Origin of the sequence: Clostridium cavendishii DSM 21758 (genome assembly GCF_900141845.1) — a bacterium.
Taxonomy (GTDB): Bacteria; Bacillota; Clostridia; order Clostridiales; family Clostridiaceae; genus Clostridium_AG; species Clostridium_AG cavendishii.
In genome coordinates this window covers 89100-106382 of sequence record NZ_FQZB01000004.1, presented here as the reverse complement: position 1 = coordinate 106382, position 17283 = coordinate 89100, and the positions used below count along the sequence as shown (strand labels likewise).

The following is a 17283-nucleotide window of genomic DNA, read 5'->3' as shown; positions in this document are numbered from 1 at the left end:
AGCTCTTTACTTATAGGGGTTTCACTTTTTAATATGAAGTTATTTTGATTTATTTTAAAAACAAATGTAAGAAAATATCTAACTTTTGAAATTTTGCTACGTTATACTAGATGTAAGGGTTAATAAAGGGGTGAAATTAGTTTGGAGGATTATGAATTAATAAAAAAAATAAAGTCTGGAGATATTTCTTCATTTGAAACACTTATGAAAAAATATCATAGACAAGTCTGTAAGTTTATTTATACTATAGTTCAAGATAATGACGCTGTTAAGGATATAAGCCAAGAAACTTTTATAAGTGTTTACAATAGTATTTATAAATTTAAAGAAGAAGGGAAATTTACTACTTGGCTTTTTCAAATAGCAAAGAATAAAGCTATAGATTATATAAGAAAGAACAAGAATCAGAAGTTAGAAGATGAAGAAAAGCTGCTAAATGAGGAGAGTAAAGATGAAAGCTTAGACAAGATTTTAGAGTTTAAAGAAAAGAAAAAATCTATAGAAACTTTTGTACAAGGGCTAAGTCTTGTAAACAGAAAGCTACTTTATCTGAGATATTACCATCCAGAGCTTACTTTTAAAGATATAGGAGATATATTAGAACTTAAAGAGCAGGCAGTTAAAAATAGATATTATGACTTGCATAAAAGATATATAAGATATGAAAAGTCACAAAAAGGTGGTGATATCTATGAAATGTAAGGATGCAGAAAGTTTAGTCTTAGATATATTAGAGAATAGTGTTTCAAGTAAAGAAAAACAAGAATTCTTTAAGCACCTAGAAGAATGTACTAGCTGTAAAACTATGTATGAAGAATTTAAGACAGCAAAAGATGAGCTAAAAGAGCAATTTACTTTTAATGATTTTGAATATTTTGATAATACTGCTGAAATTATGAATAGTATTGATCAAAATTTATACAAGGATAAAAAGAAAACTATAGTAAGAAAAGTTAAGGATTATAGAAAAACCATAATAACAATGGCTGCTTTATTAGTTTTAGCAATAACATCTGTTGCTTTTATAGTTAAAGATAATAGCTTTAATGCTATTAAAAATAATCAAAAAGATAAGTATAATGATTTTGATAATAGATGGGATATTATATATAGTCAAAATGGTAATATAATATTTAAAAACTTCTACAAAATAAAGGCTTATTCAAAGGAAAAAGGAGTTTACTTTTCAATAGATTTGAAAGAGAAAGGATTAAAACCAGATATAAAAGAAGAAGTTATAACAAGTGTAAGTAAAGATGGAAAGCTTATTTTTGCTTTTACTTCAAATGAAGGTAAAGGGGTTATAATAGATATAGCAAAAAATAAGATTTACAATTTAGATATCAGATTACCAATGCCAAATAACCAAGATTCTAAAAAATTTGAAGAGAAAATATGGTGGTCTGATAATTCAAGATATTTAATGGTATTAAATAAAGAAATAGCTCAAGGAGGAGAAAAAGAAAAGAAATTAGAAGGAGCCAATGAATTTTATGTTTTAGATTTAAAAGATTTAAATAATATAAAGACATCTATACTAAGACATAATCCAGAAACTGATAAAAATATGGTTATAGATAGTCAGGCATCAATAACTAATGATGGAACTGTAATAATTGGTAACTATGTTTATGATAAAAATAATTATGAAAATAGGATAGATATAAGTGAAAAGCTTAAAGCAAACGATATAAAAGAAAAATATTCAGCAGTTGCTAAAGAAAATAATATTTATATAGCAGTTAATGATTTAAGTAAACAAGGTAATAAAATTGATTTATATACTCTAGAAAATTCTAAGTTAAATAAAATAGGTACTATAAATAATTGTACAGGAAGGTTTATAAACAATAGATCTTCTGATAATGAAGAAAATAAACTTTATTTATATGGGGTTTATCCAAACTTAAAATATTCAGTTATAACTTATGATTTAAAAACAAATGAAATAAAAACAACAGATATGCAAAAAGGTTTTCCAATAATGGATAACGATGTTAGTAGTAATGCTCAGGCTGTGTTATATTATAGCCAAAGATGGTTAATTGAAAATCCAATGGTATTAATAAAAAATGATTATATAAATATAACTTTGAGTAATATAGGAAAAGGCAAGTTTTTGAATAATGATGAAGTTGTATTTATTCAAAGCTTACCAAAGGATGATTATTATAAGTTTAGAATAGTTAGTTTCAATATAAAGGATAAAAAATATACCAGTTTATATGATAATATGGATGATAAAAAAATAAGTTTTAAAAATAATATTATGGATTATGAATACGAAGCAAGAGAGATTTTAGAAATGTATTTAGGAAATTTAGTTAATTCAAAACATGAATTGTCACAAGATGAGCTGTTTAATAATATTAAGAATTATGAAGAAGATGTAAAGCCTTTTGTATCAGAAAAATATTTAAATAATTTAATAATGAATAGGGGGTTAATAGTTTTTAAGGGATATTCAATAAAGCAGGGAGTAGATTTAAATATTGTAAATGATAATGATAGCATGACTGCAAAGTATAATAAGAGTGAATTAAATGGAGCTGAGGAGATAGTAATTTCATATAATAGTCATATATATATATATAAGGATAATAAAGAAAGAGAAGTAAAAAATATAAAAGGAGAAGTTTTTTTTAGATTAGTAAATGGAAAAATTGTCGTAGATTATAGTAATGATAATTTTGATGAGTTTATGAAATAGCTCTATAAAGTGTACCCAAATTAATTTTAAGTAAGTTTGGGTGCACTTTTTCCTAATTAAATTTAGAGAAAATGTTTTTAAGCTATAAAAATTTTTAATGAAAATAAAAAGTAAAATTGCGTAAATACATTTGGTGTTATAAAGTAAAAATATAAGAAATGATTTTTAATGAATATGATTTTTTCCTAAAATCAGGAGAATATTTAAGAATTATGTTTAATATATATTAGTATATTTAGTAAAGTAGGAGGCACTAATATGCTTAATATTAAAGTATGGGATGAGAAGAATGAATGTGTGTTTAGTAGAAAAGTATGGGGGAAATTTAAAGGCGAAGAATTTTTAAATCATAATGAAGAGGAAGTAGGAGATCTAGCAATAACTTGGTGTATGTATAATGAGACCGCATGTACTTATATAGGCGATGAAAAATGTGAAGCTTTAAAACAAATTGCAAACGATTACGGATGCTTTTTATAATTTTCATCTGTATTAATAGATCGTTAAATTTTTTTTAACGGTCTATTAATTATTAAAATAATTAATTCATATAGTTATATAAGGTAACTTTTTTATGTATTTAACCGTATATACTTTAAAAGCTATTAAAGAGGGAGTTTATAAAATGAAGAAAAGATTTGTAGTTATATTTTTAATACTTATAGTTTTTGGTGGAGCGTATATAATATTAGCTAATTTATTAACAGGTGAGCAAAAATTCAACATAATCCCCCAAATAGTGAAGGTTAAAGATGAATCTTCTAAAAAAGATAATAATAAAAATGGTATAGCTGATACAATAGATATAGTAGAGGGAGCAAGAAAAGAAGTTAAGAATAAGACAGTATATAAAGACGCTTATTATGAAGGAGGATATCCTAAAGAGGGAGAAGGTGTTTGTACTGATGTTATATGGAGAGGATTAAAAGAAGCTGGAATAAATTTAAAGGATGAAATGGACAAGGATATAAGAAATAATTTAAAAGAGTATAAAAGAGTAAAAGAAAAGGTTGATCCCAATATAGACTTTAGGAGAGTGGCTAATCAGGATATATTTTTTCAAAGACATTTAGAAAGTATTACGACTGAAATTAAAGCAATGGATAAGGATAATTTAAAATTATGGCATCCAGGCGATATTGTAGTTTTTACTGAAGGTTATGAGCATGTTGGGATAATATCAGATAAAAGAGACTTTGATGGCGTACCCTTTGTAATTCATAATACTCCGCCTCATGCTAAAGAAGTTAAACTTACTTGGTTTAAAAGTCCTATACATGGACATTATAGATGGAAATATTGAAAAGTAGATAAGTAAAAGTAAATTTATGTTTAAGATTGAGCTAAGGATTAAAGAAAGCCTAAGAATACAGAGGTTGTATTCTTAGGCTAATGTTATAATTTTTTCCTATTTATTATAAGAGATATTATAAGTACTGCTACAGAAGCTAATGCAATAGTTCCTCCAGGTGCTGAGTTAAGCTTATATGAAGCTATAAGTCCTGAAAAAATATCTATAACTCCAATTATCATAGATAAAATAAGAGTATGCATAAAACCTTTTTTAAATTGCATAGCAGTAGCTACAGGAACTACTATAATAGATGATATTACAAGTATTCCCATAACTCTTATAGAAACAGATATGGTTGCGCCAACCATTATAGTAAAAAGATAGTTTATAAGTTTTACATTGATTCCGGAAACTTTAGCACCTTCTTCATCAAAGGTAGTATAAACAAGTTTATCGTATAAAAGAAATATACCTATAAAACAGATAAGAGCAACTATTCCTATTATAATGAGATCATCACTTGATACAGTTAATATACTTCCAAATAAAAAGGAATTTACTTTAGTAGCTGATTTACCAGTACTTACGAGAACTATGGCTATACCGAGACTCAGTGTAAGTATTATAGACATCACAAGTTCTGCATATTTTTTGTAATATTGTCTAAGTAATTCAATAACTATAGCACATACAGTCGTAAAAATAAAGGCTGTAATTATAGGGTTAAAGCCAGCTACAAGGCCAATCGCAACTCCTGCAAATGAAGAATGAGCAAGTGTATCACCAATCATTGAATATCTTTTAAGTACTAAAAATAATCCTATACAAGGGCACAATAATGAGATTATAAGGCCAGCCATAAAGGCATTTCTCATAAACTCTAAATCAAACATAGATTCTAATCCAAACATTAAATTCAACCTTTCTAACGTACTAAGCCATTTATTTTATTTATATATTCATTAGTAGTGTAAATAGTTCCTAAACTATCAGCTATTTCAAGTATATTTGAAGAATATTTTATAGCTTTTGATCTATTATGTTCTACAGATACTATAGTTATATTTTCATTTTTATTTAAATTATATAAAAGGTTATAGATTTCATTTTGAGTGCTTTCATCTATACCAGTTGCAAGTTCATCAAGGAGAAGAATTTCAGGTTTTCCCATTAATGCTCTAGCTATGAAGATTCTTTGTTGTTGACCACCTGACAAGGAACCAATTAAACTATGCTTAAAATCTTCCATTTTAACGTAAGATAAGACTTTATCTATCTCATCTTTATATTTTATTTTAATAGCCTTTCCATGACATTTTAATATTTCATTTACTGTAATAGTAAATTGGGAGTTAAAACCCTCGATTTTTTGAGGTACATAACCTATGTTCTTAGTATCTAAAGAAATATCTCCATTTATAGGTTTAAGCTGTCCTAAAATAAGCTTTAATAATGTAGTCTTACAACTTCCATTTTCTCCTACTATAGAGGTAAAACTTCCTTTAGGTATTTTTATGTTTATATCATTAAGTTGATAAGGTGTCATTCCAGTATAAGAAAAGTTAAGTTTATTTATGTTAATCAAAATATCACTCCTAGTTTAGTATGCTTTAATAATTATACTACTAATTGCAAACCATTTGCAATAAAGATATAAAAAATAGTGAAGAAAGCATTTTAATTGCTTTCTTCACTTTCTTTATAAGAGAGATTTTTATTATCGAGAGGAATAGCTTTTTCTAATGCCCAAGAATTATTGCTATCTTTTTTAAAATAAGCTTTATAGGTAATTTTAGCATTTGGTGGAGCAGAAGATAGACCATAAGCTTCAACAACGGCAGAATCTTTATCTGCAAAAACAAGCTTCATAGTTTTTACTCTTAAAAGTTTATTAGAATTAAACATACCAGTTGTCATATAGTGTTCTGTTGCATAATAAAGATCTTTACATTTAGTAGTTAATACTTTCTGTTTAAGAAAAAAAATACTACTTGCGAGTATTAGTAGAACTAATATTAAGGTGATTTTTCTAATTTTCTTTTTTCTAAGTTTTCTCCGTTTAATTCTAGTTAATGTACCTCTTTTTCGTCTTTCCATAAATATACCTCCAAAGTGAATTAAGTTTATATTAAATAGTAATAATAAAAGAGAATAAATAATATAAATATATATTACCAAAAAATTCCAGAAAAGTAAAAGGTAAAATTTCTTTATAGTTTAGGAAATATTTCCTTGAAAACCAGTTGTAAATGAAATTATAATAAGATAAAAGACTTATGAGAAGGGAATGATAAAAATGGATTTTTCGTCATTAGTATTAATGGAAAGAGACAAAGAAACAGGATTATTTAAAAAGGAGATTGGAAGCTATTCAGTAGGTGATGGAGCAGAATATGTTAGAAAGCTTTATGTAATAGAGAATGAAGTAACAATGATATTTGATACTAAGGTAGATGTAGAGGAATGGCAATTTTCTGCAATCTTTGATTTGTTTAATAAAAAGGCTTTTGAAGATTTAGGATATAAAATAGAGGACATAGATGAAGAATATAATCCTACTTTTAAGATAAATTTTAGCTATGAAGAAGAACATGAAGAAATGAAAGCTATAATAAATGAACTTTGTAACCTTATAAAAGTAAATATGCATAAAGTATTTAAAGATATAAAAGGCAAAGAACAAGAATACAAATAATAAATATGCAATAAGTATGAAAGAGGGGCATTATAATGAGTGAAGTTTTGAAATTAAGAAATAGGGATGAGATTGAAGCAGAAAGCAAGTGGAAAGTTGAAAAGATTTATGCTTCGGTTAAAGAATGGGAAGAAGATTTTGATAAATTAAAAGAAGAAGCTCCTAAGCTTAAAGAGTTTGCAGGAAAATTAAGTTCTGCAAAGAAACTTAAGGAGTATTTAGACTTAGAAGAAAAGTTATCAAGAAAAGCAGAAAAACTTATGGTATATGCACATTTAAGAAGCCATGAAGATACTACAAATGCAGAATTCCAAGCGCTTACTAATAAGATAGATCCGTATTTAGCAGAGTTTTCAAGCTATACAGCATATTTTGTACCAGAAATTCTATCCTTAGAAGAAGGTGTTTTAGATAAGGCTATGGAAGATATTCCAGAGCTTAAGATATATAAATTCTTATTTGAAGGAATATTAAAAGAAAAACCACATGTATTATCAAGAGAAATGGAAGAGTTCATGGCATCAGTTTCTGATTGTTTAGGAGCACCAGAGAGTATATTTAGTATGCTTACAAATGCCGATATGGTTTTTGGGAACATAAAAGATGAAAATGGTAATGAAGTAGAACTTACTGAAGGTAACTACAGTAATTTTATAAGAAGTAAGGATAGAAGAGTTAGAGAAGATGCATTTAAACTTTTATTTAATACTTATAAAGGCTTTGAAAACACTATAGCAACAAGCTTAACAAGTTCAATAAAAAGCTTTAATTTTAAAGCGAAGGCAAGAAATTATAAAAATGCTTTAGAAGCTTCATTAAAACCAAATGATATAGATGTTAATGTTTATTATAATGCAGTTGAGACTATAAATAATAACATTAAATCACTTCACAGATATGTTGATTTAAAGAAAAAATTGTTAGGTCTTGATGAAATTCATATGTATGATTTATATGTTCCAGTGGTTGATATAGAAAAAGAGCATATAGAATTTAATAATGCTATTGATATAGTTAAAACTGGGCTTAAGCCACTTGGCGAAGAATATCTTAACATATTTGATGAGGGTGTAAGAGAAGGCTGGATAGATATTTATGAAAATAAGGGCAAGAGAGGCGGAGCTTATTCATGGGGAAGCTATGATACTATGCCTTATGTACTTCTAAATTATAATTATGATATAAATGATGTATCTACTCTTGCTCATGAAATGGGGCATTCTATTCACTCATATTATACAAGAAATACTCAACCTTATGTTTATGGAGATTATACTTTATTTGTAGCTGAAGTTGCATCTACTACTAATGAAGTTCTACTTATACATCATTTAATAGAAAATGAAAAAGATAAAAAGAAAAAGCTTTATTTAGTTAATCAAGAACTTGAACAAATAAGGGCAACAGTATTTAGACAATTAATGTTTGCTGAGTTTGAACTTATAACTCATGAATCTTTAGAAAAAGGGGAAGCATTAACAGCTAAAGATCTAAATGATATATGGCATAAGCTGAATGTTAAATATTTTGGACAAAAAATGAAGGTTGATGAAGAAATAGACATAGAATGGGCTAGAATACCACATTTTTATTCAGATTTCTATGTTTATCAATATGCTACAGGTTATGCAGCAGCATCAGCTTTTGCTAAAGCAATACTTGAAGGCGGAGAAGAAGCTGTTGAAAAATATAAAGGCTTTTTAAAGACTGGTGGAGCTGATTATCCAATAAATACATTAAAAACTGCAGGGGTTGATATGACTACTTCAATGCCATTAGAGGCGACTATAGCAAGATTCAATGAATTATTGGATATGCTTGAAGAATTAATTTAGTAGATAATAATTATTAAATAATAAAAAATACTATTTATTTTTTATATAAAGTTTGGTATAATGAAATAAATAATAAAGATAATATTAAGGTATAAATAAATTATCTATCTAGGAGGAATAAAAATGAAAGAAGTTCAAATGTGTCCAAATTGTAATGAGGAATTTATAGCAAAATTCAAAGAAATGATGGAAGAAAAAGGGGTAGAGATTGAAGAAGGTTGTATAGGTCAATGTGGAACGTCAACTCCAATATGTTTAGTTGATGGAGAAGTTGTTGAAGCTGATACAGTTGAAGAATTAGCTGCTCAAATATAATTGATATTAAAAGAAAAATAATAGACCAATTTAATTGGCTATTATTTTTCTTTATATGCCTAATTTTTATCACAAAATTATAAATAATATTTTAACGTTTTTTAAATATTCAATATAATCTTGATAAATATTATATGTAGAGTATAATATTTATTAATAAATAAAGATGAAAAGATAATAGGTGGGAAGTATGAGTAAATTTCAAAAAGATTTTTTTTATAAACTTATTAATAGTTATGGATTTGTTGTAGAACAGTATTCAGAAACTGAAGAAGATTTTTTAGCTTTAAAGTATATAGAAGATGGTATATATTCAGTTATTATATCTAAAGAAAAGGATCAAAAAATAAATGCTACAAAGGCAGAAGAATATCTTAATACTAAAAATAAAAAATTTGCAATACACAATGTAATTTTATTAGAAGATGATATGGTAAACGAAGAACCAGTTAATTTTAATAGAATTTTCATAAACGGACATAGTGGAAAAATATTAAAATATGATATGTTATCAGAACCAATAGTAAAAATAATAGCAAATATTTTAGTGGATGAAAAAAAAAAGAATCAACAGTAGATAAAATAAAGGCTTTTAAATTTCCAGATAAAGCAACAAGTGTGTTAATAGCTATAAATTTAATTGTTTTTATAATTAGTGCTATCAAGTCGGGGTCAGTATGGAATATTAAAAAAGATATATTAGTGGAACTTGGAGCTAAGGTAAATTATTTAATAAATGGCGGAGAGTATGAAAGACTGATAAAATCTATGTTTTTACATAGTGGCTTAATACATTTTGTATTTAATATGTATGCTTTGTATTCATTAGGTAATTTAATTAATCAAATATATGGAACTAAGAAATATTTAATAATATATTTTTTATCAGGAATAGTAGCAAGTTTTACAAGTTATAAATTATCATATGGTGTTTCAGTTGGTGCTTCTGGCGCTATATTTGGACTTTTAGGATCTTGTTTGTTTTTTGCTTATAAGGAAAAGCAAAGAATAGGTAAGGAGTTTTTTATAGATATAATTTCAGTTATAATATTAAATCTTATAATAGGATTAAGTATACCTAATATAGATAATAGTGCACATTTTGGAGGACTATTTGCTGGAATTATAATTACATTTTTTATTTATAATCAGAATAAGATTATAAAAATTTTCAAAAAGGAATAAATCCTATGAGCATTATGCTCATAGGATTTATTAAATTTAAGATAAAATTAAGTTAAGTGTAATATTTTCTTAACTCTTTTTATGTGTTTATTTTGATATAATTTATTTACAATAGATAATAAGGGGATAGGAGTAAATATATGAAAAGAGGTATTCTTTTAATATGTGCAGTAGGAATGATAGTTTTAGCTTTTTTTAAGTTTGCCTACACTGATAAAACGGTTGAAGATAAAAAAAAGCAAGATCAAGAAAAAACACTTTTTGCTCAAACTTTAGAAAAGACCAAGGGAAGAAAATTTTTAAGTGATTTAGCAATAAAAAAGAAGGATTACTTGGGACAAGCATATCTTAATGATTTAAATTATAAAGTAGATTTCTATTTAAATAACAAAAAGTTGGTTTTTAATAAACCTATAAAAAATAAATTTAATAGATATTATTTTTCATTAAATGATTTTGCTAAAACTTTAGGAGTTAACTATAAACAAAGAAAAAATAACATAATTTTTGAAAATAAGGTTAAATTAGATTTAGATAATAATATTTATGGAATAAAAGACAATAGATATAGTTTAAGAGGTGAAATTATAAAAAGTGAAGATGATATATATATAAGCTTTTTTGATTTGTGTGATATTTTGAATTTAAGAACTCATTGGGATTATGGAAAAGGAAGTATAATAATAAATAAAATTAAAAAGGAAATTAAAAGAGATACTTATAAAAATGAAGAAAATAAAGAATTAAAAAATTCATATATAAGGTTTGAAGATTTTGCTCCTGGTAATGTATATGATGAAGGACTAACTGCAGAAGAGAAATCTGGATTGAATGCTGATGAGATTAAGAAATTGGATGCAAAATCTAGTGGAGTAAATCTTGAAAAGATGCGAGTTGTAGCAGACTATATGTATAGTAAATGTGAAACATTTCATATTGCATTAGTATCTAGGTATGTTAATCCGGAATTAGGAATAGATAATGATATTGCAAGGGATAATAATATTAAAAATGCTAACTTTTTATTCACAATTGATTATCTTATAAATAGAAATGGAATAGTAGGATTACATGGATATACACACCAATATGGAAATGCTGAAAGTATAATAGGATCTGAATTTGGGAAAAATGGGTATAATAAAGAATCAGATATAAGATTAAGGGTAGAAGCAGCTATTGAAAATGCGGTAAAGCTTAATATACCATATAAATTTTGGGAGACACCTCATTATAGGACTACCAAAGAACAACAAGCAATATTTGAAGAATACTTTAATTATTTATATGAACCATGTATAGGAGTATACAATACAGAAATAATAGAGTCTAAAAGAAATAAGCTTACTAAATATATTCCAACACCATTAAGTTATGTTAAGGATCTTAATGTAGAAGAAATGAAGAAAAGCATGCAAAATAAAAAAAGTAATGAAATAATGAGTCTTTATTATCATGCTAGTAAAGAAGCCACAAATTATATAGAAGTAAGTATAGACAAAGAAAATAATATAAACTATAAATATAATGAAAATTCAGTACTTAAAAAGTTAGTTAATTTTATACAGGAAAAAGGTTATAAATTTAATTCAATAGAATCTTAAAATTAATAAAGCTAGTTAAAGCTAGCTTTATTAATTTTTGTTTAATGTGTAAAATATTAGAAGGGATTATTTGATTTGTATAGAATACTTATATTAAACAAATATAAATTTAACACATACTCAATGTAAAGGATTACAAAAAGAATTATAAAATGATATTATTAAAAAACTTAAACTAATTAGTTTAAATTTGGGTATATATGTTTTTATATAAAATATATTTATCATATAGTAACTTATAAAGGAAGTGCTATTATGCTGCGAAGGTAATTTTAAATGTGCATTTTTAAAAAGTTCTAATTTTAAATTTTAATAATGAAGGGAGAAATAAATATGGGAATCTATTATGGAATAATATATGGAGTTATCATAGTGTCCCTTGCTATCATTTATTACTTATTTAAATATATCTTTTCTCAGGAAAAAGGAAGCAAAGAAATGCAAGAGATATCAGAAGCCATTAGAGAAGGCGCTATGGCTTTTGTAAAGAGACAGTACAAAACTATAGGTATAATTGCAGTTATAGTTTTAGTTATTATACTTTTAGCAGTATATTTTGGAAACCAATCGAAGGGAGCAGATGAAGCTTTTAAGATTGCATGGCATACAGCTATTGCTTTTGTAACTGGTGCATTTTGTTCTGCTTTATCAGGATATATAGGAATGTATATGACTGTAAACACAAACATAAGAACAGCAAATGGAGCAAAGAGTGGACTTAATAAGGCTCTTCAAATATCTTTTAGAGGGGGAGCTGTAACTGGCCTTGCTGTTACTGTATTATCACTTTTAGGAGTAACTACATTATTCTTAGTATTTGGAGGAAGCTCTAGTGATGATACGCTTATAAAAGAAGCCCCATCCCTAATAGTAGGTTTTGGTTTTGGAGCATCTTTAGTAGCATTATTTGCTCAATTAGGTGGAGGTATATATACCAAGGCAGCAGATGTTGGTGCAGACCTTGTTGGTAAAGTAGAAGCAGGAATACCAGAGGATGATCCAAGAAATCCAGCAGTTATAGCAGATCTTGTTGGAGATAATGTAGGTGATTGTGCAGGTAGAGGTGCAGATCTTTTTGAATCTACCGCAGCAGAAAACATAGGTGCAATGATACTTGGCGTAGCGTTATTCCCTGTATTCGGAGTAAAGGGTATATTATTTCCATTAGTTGCTAGAGCGTTAGGTATAATAGCCTCAATAGTAGGTATATTCTTAGTTCAAGTTAAGGATGAAAGTAAAGATCCTATGAAGGCTTTAAATAAAGGTTATTTGATAACTACAGGAATAGTTTTAGTATTTATGTTTTTCACAGTTAAAAATATGTTATCAGGAAATTTACCAAATGGAACAGAAGTAAATTATATGATGCTTTATGGATGTGCAGTGGCAGGAATAGTTTTAGGATTTGGATTTGTATGGCTTACCAATTATTATACATCTGTAGAATGTAGACCAGTTAAAGAAATAGCAAAATCCTCTGAAACTGGTCCTGGAACAAATATAATAACTGGAGTTTCTATGGGGATGGAATCTACAGCTCTTCCAGTATTGTTTATATCACTTGCTATATTCATTTCATATAAATTAGGAGATTCAGCACTAGGTGGAATAGCTAATGGTGGACTTTATGGTACAGCTATAGCAACTATGGGGATGCTTTCAACTTGTGCATTTATCTTAGCTATGGATACCTTTGGACCTATTACAGATAATGCAGGTGGTATAGTTGAAATGTCAGGTGCGCCTGAAGAAGTTAGAAATGTTACAGATAGATTGGATGCTTGCGGAAATACCACAAAAGCTCTAACTAAGGGCTATGCAGTTGGTTCAGCAGCTCTTGCAACATTCTTATTATTTTCAGCTTATCTAGATGAAGTTAAAAAGATAATTGGAAAACCACTTGATTCTTGGTTTTCAGTTGATATAGGTAAACCAGAAGTATTTATAGCTGGTTTTATAGGTGTTATGCTCGTGTTCTTATTCAGTTCAACAGCTATAAGAGCAGTTGGTAGAGCAGCTCAATATGTAATTATGGAAGTTAGAAGGCAATTCAAAGAAAAACCAGGTATAATGGATGGAACTGAGAAACCAGATTATGCAAGCTGTGTTGATATAGTTACAAAAGGTGCGTTAAAAGAAATGGTGCTTCCAGGAATACTAGTTATAGTAACTCCTGTTTTAGTAGGAATACTCCTAGGAAAAGAAGCAGCGGCAGGATTTTTAATGATAAGTACTATAGCTGGAGTAATACTTGCATTATTCTTAAATAATGCAGGTGGAGCTTGGGATAACGCCAAGAAGTTCATAGAGCTTGGAAATCATGGTGGTAAGAAGTCAGAAGCTCATAAGGCAGCTGTAGTTGGTGATACTGTAGGAGATCCATTTAAGGATACTGCAGGACCATCTCTTCATGTATTAATAAAATTAATAAGTACTATAACTTTAGTATTTGTATCATTATTTAGTTAAGAATTGAGAGTGGAGAGTTATTGATAATGGGCAATGGGTAATTCTTAATTTTCCTTTTTGGTTGTGTAGTGTGGAAGTAAGTTTAAAAAACCTAGGGAAGCCTAGGTTTTTTATGATTATAGATTAATAGTGAATAAAAAATTTTATAGTGAATATATTGGTGGTAATAAGATATGTTGGGGGCTTGTATGCGTAAAAAATTTTTATCTATAGCTATAGGTTTACTTTCAATTTTTACATTGATATTACTTTTTAACTATTTAAAGGAAAATGAAATGATTGTAAAAAAGTTAAAAAATGAAATAAGAGTTTCTAAACTTGATGATAAACAAAGGCAACTTTTAAATGTGTTTTCAGGTGGGAATATATATAGTTATGATATTAATTGTGATAGAAAAGCTTATAAAAAATTAGATATATGGTTAGAACGATATGAAAAAGGTGAGTTTAAGGGGGAAGCATTTAGAGGATCAGAAGAAAGTAGTCAGATAAATAATAGCAATATAAAGTATATGTTTTCTTTTGAAGATACTGAAAGAGGGAAAATTTACAGGGATGCCATGGTAGATGGGGAGAAGATGTATTGGGTAGGAAAGAGTGATATGCCATTTGATAAGTTAAAAGATATAATGGTAAAGTATAGCTTTGGAACAGATAATAAAAAAATAGATTTTAATAAGGATATTATATTGGCTGTTTGGGGAGAAAGGAAAGAAAGTTATATGGAAGCAAGTTTATCTGATGCTACAAATGTAAATGAAGAAAAATTTAAGAAAATTATAAATGATGAAAGAGCTTTTATATTAAAGTGTAAGTTTAGTAAGTGAATTTTAAAATAATATATAATTAGTAAACATGTTGTAATTGCAAATGCCTTCCTACGAATTTTGATATGCTCCCTTTATAGTAGACAGTTAAAATAATAAAACTGTCTATATAAAGGGAGTATTTTATTATGGTATAATTAACAAATAAAACCAATGAATGAAATTAGAGAAAATATGATTGAATTTAAAAATGTCAGTAGGATATATATGACAGTGTAGCAATTGCTAATATAAAAATTGCTATTTAAAATGAAAATATTACAAGAAATAAAGAACTGGGAGTTGCAATTATGAAGATTAGTACATATTATTTACTTTTAAAAGATGCTTCAAAAAATATTAGAAAGCACGCTACTATTAGCATTTCTTCCATTATTGCAGTAATGTTAACGTTATTGATTTTAGAAATGTTTTTGCTATCTTTCTTGAATCTTAAGGTGGGGATTATTGGTGCTAATACTCAATTTGAAATACGGGTGTCTTTAAAAGATGATATAAAGGTTACTGATAAGCAAAATATATATAATAAAATAAAATCGGCAAATGGTGTAACTGATATTAATTTTAAAAATAATAAATCTCTATCAGCAGCATATATAATTAAAGTGAATGGACCAGATGATATACCTAAAATAATTTCTAGACTTAATGGGTCAAAAGGTATAGATAAAATTAATGGTGGTCCAAAGGTTCAAGAGAAAATTGTGATAAAAGCTAAAATAATTCAATTGATAGGATTTATACTTTTCCTTATACTTATGGTAGCGGCTTTTTTTCTAATTAAAAATACAATAAAGCTTTCTATATATCCAAGAATTAATGACATTAGGACAATGCAGTATCTTGGTGCAACAGATTGGTTTATTAGATGGACATTTATTTTTGAAGGAATGATAATTGGATTTTTAGGAGCAGTGTTCTCATTAATAGCAATTTATTTCTTATACAGTTTGGTATATAAAAAAGCAACTTCTTTTTTGGCAAAAATGTTCATTACCTTTATAGATCCATCTTTTATATTAACAACTATGTCATGGAGCTTTATACTTATTGGAATAATTCTAACTACTATAGGAAATGTTTTAGTTTTAAAAAAGTTCTTAATATTAAAGAAAAGTGGATTGAGTATATAATCAAAGTATAAGATTGTCTTATATTAGTTTTTATATTCTAATGTTAATGGAATTTAATTTGTAATATTATTTTGAAAATGCTAAAATAGATTTATAGTAAAGATAATGAAAAGACAGTTAAGGATTTTAAATAAATATTTAGAATTAAAAAAATGAGGTGAAGTTTATGTTAGGTTATAATTATAAAGTTTCTAAAATTGAAGAATCTCTACAAACATCTAACATAGAACTAGGAAAATGTACTTATATAGATTTTAATATAGAGTTAATTTATAGCGTAGTTAAAACACCTAGAAAGTGATATGTGCTTTCTGGGTGTTTTATTTTTATAATTTTAAGATATAAGGAATGAAAAATAAGAAGTCACTACCTTGACTAAGATTAAAAATATATAAATAAAAGGAGAGTTTAAGAATGAATAGAAGTGAGATTACAATTAAGGGAGTACCAGCAAAAGCAAGTAAATTAGAGAATGGAAATGTTAATCTAATATTTAAAATAGCGACTTATGATGATAAGGAATCAATTTATAGTGTAATTGTAAAAAAGGAATATTGGAGAGATGCAGTAATTGGAATGACTGATGTAAATTATTTTGTTATTAAAGGTGAATTAAAAGCATGTGTAAATAGCAAAGGTATACCATTTATTTCGGTAGAAGCAACTTATATTAAAATATTCAAATTTTCGAAGGATGCTACTGGAGAAATAGATCTAAATTATGAAGTACCAGATGGAACCGATGAAATAATAGATATTTCAAAGTTAGTAAATGAAAATGAAGACATGTCAATAAAACGTTCAAAGAGGAAAGCAATAAATTATATTAAAAATAATAATAAGTTTAGTAATCCTATAGTTGTTAAAAAAGGAAGTTTTGTAATAGTTTCAGGGCATGATCAATATGCAGCCGCACAAGAACTTGGAATAAAGAGTGTGCCAGTGTCATACGAAGAGAATTAGATAAGAGATAGGATACTTTAGAGAATTTTGTGGCTAAAATGAATCCTACAGTTATAAATGGCTATAAAACCATGGATATAAATTAATGTATAGCTTTCATCATAAAGTATATTAGGCTTTTTTGATGAGAGCTTTTGATATAGTATAATGAATGGTTTGAATATATTGTAACTAATAAAAGTAAAGGTTGTAAAAAGTTATATAATGCTGAGTAAAATGATTGAATTTGTGCTATAATATGGTGTGTATAAAC

General features: G+C 27.0%; 18 protein-coding genes. 15 read left to right on the top strand and 3 right to left on the bottom strand.

The window, feature by feature from the left end:
- Positions 1-141 precede the first annotated feature (141 nt).
- The 4 genes from BUB01_RS02535 to BUB01_RS02520 all read left to right on the top strand — a co-directional run bounded on the left by BUB01_RS02535 (position 142) and on the right by BUB01_RS02520 (position 4013).
- A complete protein-coding gene (locus tag BUB01_RS02535; protein WP_072984988.1) occupies positions 142-702 on the top strand; it encodes an RNA polymerase sigma factor in 561 nt (186 codons plus the stop codon).
- Entirely contained in the window at positions 692-2710 is a 2019-nt protein-coding gene (locus tag BUB01_RS02530) for an anti-sigma factor family protein (protein ID WP_072984986.1), read from the top strand. Before BUB01_RS02535 ends, BUB01_RS02530 begins: the two co-directional genes overlap by 11 nt.
- A gap of 258 nt (positions 2711-2968) precedes the next feature.
- Positions 2969-3190: a hypothetical protein gene (locus BUB01_RS02525; RefSeq protein ID WP_072984984.1), complete on the top strand. Its 222-nt coding sequence runs from the start codon at positions 2969-2971 to the stop codon at positions 3188-3190.
- Positions 3191-3335: 145 nt separating this feature from the next.
- On the top strand, positions 3336-4013 hold the full coding sequence (locus BUB01_RS02520; protein ID WP_072984982.1) for a DUF1287 domain-containing protein: 678 nt from the start codon (positions 3336-3338) through the stop codon (positions 4011-4013).
- A 92-nt stretch (positions 4014-4105) separates the two neighbouring features.
- Here the strand turns inward: BUB01_RS02520 and BUB01_RS02515 are convergent, their stop codons facing one another.
- From BUB01_RS02515 to BUB01_RS02505, 3 genes are all read right to left on the bottom strand, one after another.
- Complete coding sequence (locus BUB01_RS02515) at positions 4106-4897, bottom strand: metal ABC transporter permease (protein ID WP_072985355.1); 792 nt, start codon at positions 4895-4897, stop codon at positions 4106-4108.
- A 32-nt stretch (positions 4898-4929) separates the two neighbouring features.
- Positions 4930-5589, bottom strand: a complete 660-nt coding sequence (locus BUB01_RS02510) for a metal ABC transporter ATP-binding protein (RefSeq protein WP_072984980.1) — start codon at positions 5587-5589, stop codon at positions 4930-4932.
- 92 nt (positions 5590-5681) lie between these two features.
- Positions 5682-6101: a hypothetical protein gene (locus tag BUB01_RS02505; RefSeq protein ID WP_072984978.1), complete on the bottom strand. Its 420-nt coding sequence runs from the start codon at positions 6099-6101 to the stop codon at positions 5682-5684.
- A gap of 199 nt (positions 6102-6300) precedes the next feature.
- Between BUB01_RS02505 and BUB01_RS02500 the strand changes: the two genes are divergently transcribed.
- The 11 genes from BUB01_RS02500 (at position 6301) to BUB01_RS02460 (ending at position 17030) form a co-directional block, all read left to right on the top strand.
- A complete protein-coding gene (locus tag BUB01_RS02500; RefSeq protein WP_072985354.1) occupies positions 6301-6699 on the top strand; it encodes a DUF6762 family protein in 399 nt (132 codons plus the stop codon).
- Positions 6700-6734: 35 nt separating this feature from the next.
- On the top strand, positions 6735-8534 hold the full coding sequence (pepF, locus tag BUB01_RS02495) for an oligoendopeptidase F (protein ID WP_072984976.1): 1800 nt from the start codon (positions 6735-6737) through the stop codon (positions 8532-8534).
- A 123-nt stretch (positions 8535-8657) separates the two neighbouring features.
- Positions 8658-8849 carry a YuzB family protein gene (locus BUB01_RS02490; RefSeq protein WP_072984974.1) on the top strand — a complete coding sequence of 64 codons (192 nt, stop codon included), beginning with the start codon at positions 8658-8660 and terminating at the stop codon, positions 8847-8849.
- A gap of 190 nt (positions 8850-9039) precedes the next feature.
- On the top strand, positions 9040-9426 hold the full coding sequence (locus BUB01_RS22660; RefSeq protein ID WP_084108198.1) for a hypothetical protein: 387 nt from the start codon (positions 9040-9042) through the stop codon (positions 9424-9426).
- 41 nt (positions 9427-9467) lie between these two features.
- On the top strand, positions 9468-10034 hold the full coding sequence (locus BUB01_RS22655) for a rhomboid family intramembrane serine protease (RefSeq protein ID WP_084108195.1): 567 nt from the start codon (positions 9468-9470) through the stop codon (positions 10032-10034).
- A gap of 140 nt (positions 10035-10174) precedes the next feature.
- Positions 10175-11638, top strand: coding sequence for a DUF2334 domain-containing protein (locus tag BUB01_RS02480; RefSeq protein WP_072984972.1), 1464 nt, complete (start codon positions 10175-10177; stop codon positions 11636-11638).
- Positions 11639-11971: 333 nt separating this feature from the next.
- Complete coding sequence (locus BUB01_RS02475; RefSeq protein ID WP_072984970.1) at positions 11972-14107, top strand: sodium-translocating pyrophosphatase; 2136 nt, start codon at positions 11972-11974, stop codon at positions 14105-14107.
- A gap of 188 nt (positions 14108-14295) precedes the next feature.
- Positions 14296-14934 (top strand): hypothetical protein, encoded by a 639-nt coding sequence (locus tag BUB01_RS02470; protein WP_072984968.1) that lies wholly within the window; start codon positions 14296-14298, stop codon positions 14932-14934.
- Between the two features lie 290 nt (positions 14935-15224).
- Entirely contained in the window at positions 15225-16067 is an 843-nt protein-coding gene (locus BUB01_RS02465; RefSeq protein ID WP_072984966.1) for an FtsX-like permease family protein, read from the top strand.
- Positions 16068-16233: 166 nt separating this feature from the next.
- On the top strand, positions 16234-16368 hold the full coding sequence (locus BUB01_RS23785; protein WP_278337105.1) for a hypothetical protein: 135 nt from the start codon (positions 16234-16236) through the stop codon (positions 16366-16368).
- Positions 16369-16481: 113 nt separating this feature from the next.
- Positions 16482-17030 carry a ParB N-terminal domain-containing protein gene (locus BUB01_RS02460; RefSeq protein WP_072984964.1) on the top strand — a complete coding sequence of 183 codons (549 nt, stop codon included), beginning with the start codon at positions 16482-16484 and terminating at the stop codon, positions 17028-17030.
- Positions 17031-17283 lie beyond the last annotated feature (253 nt).

Excerpts from the sequence above, each read along its gene's own strand:
- BUB01_RS02530 (WP_072984986.1), top strand. The coding sequence starts at position 692 with ATGAAATGTAAGGATGCAGAAAGTTTAGTCTTAGATATATTAGAGAAT.
- BUB01_RS02525 (WP_072984984.1), top strand. The coding sequence starts at position 2,969 with ATGCTTAATATTAAAGTATGGGATGAGAAGAATGAATGTGTGTTTAGT.
- BUB01_RS02520 (WP_072984982.1), top strand. The coding sequence starts at position 3,336 with ATGAAGAAAAGATTTGTAGTTATATTTTTAATACTTATAGTTTTTGGT.
- BUB01_RS02515 (WP_072985355.1), bottom strand. The coding sequence starts at position 4,897 with ATGTTTGATTTAGAGTTTATGAGAAATGCCTTTATGGCTGGCCTTATA.
- BUB01_RS02505 (WP_072984978.1), bottom strand. The coding sequence starts at position 6,101 with ATGGAAAGACGAAAAAGAGGTACATTAACTAGAATTAAACGGAGAAAA.
- BUB01_RS02500 (WP_072985354.1), top strand. The coding sequence starts at position 6,301 with ATGGATTTTTCGTCATTAGTATTAATGGAAAGAGACAAAGAAACAGGA.
- pepF (WP_072984976.1), top strand. The coding sequence starts at position 6,735 with ATGAGTGAAGTTTTGAAATTAAGAAATAGGGATGAGATTGAAGCAGAA.
- BUB01_RS02490 (WP_072984974.1), top strand. The coding sequence starts at position 8,658 with ATGAAAGAAGTTCAAATGTGTCCAAATTGTAATGAGGAATTTATAGCA.
- BUB01_RS22660 (WP_084108198.1), top strand. The coding sequence starts at position 9,040 with ATGAGTAAATTTCAAAAAGATTTTTTTTATAAACTTATTAATAGTTAT.
- BUB01_RS02480 (WP_072984972.1), top strand. The coding sequence starts at position 10,175 with ATGAAAAGAGGTATTCTTTTAATATGTGCAGTAGGAATGATAGTTTTA.
- BUB01_RS02475 (WP_072984970.1), top strand. The coding sequence starts at position 11,972 with ATGGGAATCTATTATGGAATAATATATGGAGTTATCATAGTGTCCCTT.
- BUB01_RS02470 (WP_072984968.1), top strand. The coding sequence starts at position 14,296 with ATGCGTAAAAAATTTTTATCTATAGCTATAGGTTTACTTTCAATTTTT.
- BUB01_RS02465 (WP_072984966.1), top strand. The coding sequence starts at position 15,225 with ATGAAGATTAGTACATATTATTTACTTTTAAAAGATGCTTCAAAAAAT.
- BUB01_RS23785 (WP_278337105.1), top strand. The coding sequence starts at position 16,234 with ATGTTAGGTTATAATTATAAAGTTTCTAAAATTGAAGAATCTCTACAA.
- BUB01_RS02460 (WP_072984964.1), top strand. The coding sequence starts at position 16,482 with ATGAATAGAAGTGAGATTACAATTAAGGGAGTACCAGCAAAAGCAAGT.